The sequence below is a fragment of the Silvimonas sp. genome, from assembly GCF_031291215.1.
GTDB classification, from domain to species: Bacteria; Pseudomonadota; Gammaproteobacteria; order Burkholderiales; family Chitinibacteraceae; genus Silvimonas; species Silvimonas soli.
In genome coordinates, this window is record NZ_JARLJK010000108.1 from 1 (window position 1) to 1,466 (window position 1,466).

Annotated in this window: 1 protein-coding gene; it reads right to left on the reverse strand. The window is 60.6% G+C overall.

Annotated features, from left to right (window positions below; translation table 11 throughout):
- Window positions 1-23: 23 nt before the first annotated feature.
- Window positions 24-968, reverse strand: coding sequence for a transposase (locus tag P4L78_RS11255; RefSeq protein ID WP_309328181.1), 945 nt, complete (start codon window positions 966-968; stop codon window positions 24-26).
- Window positions 969-1,466 lie beyond the last annotated feature (498 nt).

Genomic DNA, 1,466 nt, shown 5'->3' on the forward strand with positions numbered 1-1,466 from the left:
CTTCGACAGCGATTGTGTTGCGGTCAAGCGGTGATGATGGTTTCGCGTGCGACGGCGTTCAATATGATCAGAAGCTTTCTGGCGACGGCGATGAGGGCGGATTTTGGGGCTTTCCCGGCGTTTCGCAATGATTTGTAGAAGAGTTTGAGGGTTGGGTGATGTCTCGCGGCAGACAGGGCAGCGAGATAGAGTGCGGTTTTGAGAGGTTGTCTTCCACCTTGAACGAAACGTCGCCCGCGATGCGTTCCTGAGTCTCGGTTGATGGGGGCAAGGCCAGCGAGTGCGGCGACCTGTCGCCGGTTGAGCGTGCCGATTTCGGGCAGATGTGTGATCAGTGCGGTTGCGGTTTGCTGGCCGACGCCGGTGACTTGTTGGAGCGCGGCATTGATGCGCGCCCAGACCGGATGGCTGGCGATGAGCGCGTTGATCCGAGCTTCGAGTTTGGCTTGTTCTTTTTCAAGCACGCGCAGATGGCGCCTGATGTCGGCCAGGATGGCAGGATGGACATGGCCGGGATCGGTGCGCTGTTTTTCCATGACGATCATGCCCACCAGTTGTCTGCGTCGCATGGTCAGGGCCATCAGCATGGCCTGTGCAGGATCAGGTGTGTGGCGCGTGGACGGTTTTGCAAAAGCCGCGTAGCGCGCGATGATCGCGGCATCGATCTGGTCGGTTTTTGCCAGTTTTCCCAGCGATCCGGCGAACCTGCGCACCAGTCGGGGATTGATGACCGCCACGGCCAACCCTGCTCCTGCCAGGCAATCGGCGCAGGCCCGTTCATAGCCGCCGCTGGCCTCCATGGCGATCAGCGTTGGAGCCAGCTTCTCCAACTGTTCAAGCAGGCGGGCAAGACCGGCAGGTGTATAGTCCATCCGCCAGCTCTTGCCTTCGGGCAGCACATGCACATCGAGATGCTTCTTGGCGACATCGATGCCGACAAAGCGTCCATGCTCTGGTATCTGTGTCATTGGACCCATCCTCGTGTAACGGGCGCAACCTTCCGGGCGGCCCCAGCGATTGTTCGGGTTCACGCAAACTGTGACCGGGGCCCCGGCTGTCGAACGGTCTCGACGCAAGTCCGGACCCCAAGCTCAACGGGCGCACCGATCACGCCGGTATGGGGCGGCCACCCCATACCGGCACCTGCGTTTCTCTCGGAAAATCAGGATGAGCGCAAACTAACGAGGCTCAGCACGAACGGGTATATCAAGAGTACGGACGATCGCCGGGTACGCGAACCGGAAATTGCACCCGAGCTTGCAGCGCCCGCGCGCGCCCTGTAGAGCGCGGCCAGAACCTAACACGCGCATTCCCAAAGGACGACCATGGCCGCCCAGTACGCCTACGTCATGAAGAACATGACGAAGACCTTTCCCGGCGCGCAAAAGCCGGTGCTCAGCGATATCAATTTGCAGTTCTATCAGGGCGCAAAGATCGGGATCGTCGGGCCCAACGGCGTCGGCAAG

Excerpts from the sequence above, each read along its gene's own strand:
- P4L78_RS11255 (WP_309328181.1), bottom strand. The coding sequence starts at position 968 with ATGACACAGATACCAGAGCATGGACGCTTTGTCGGCATCGATGTCGCC.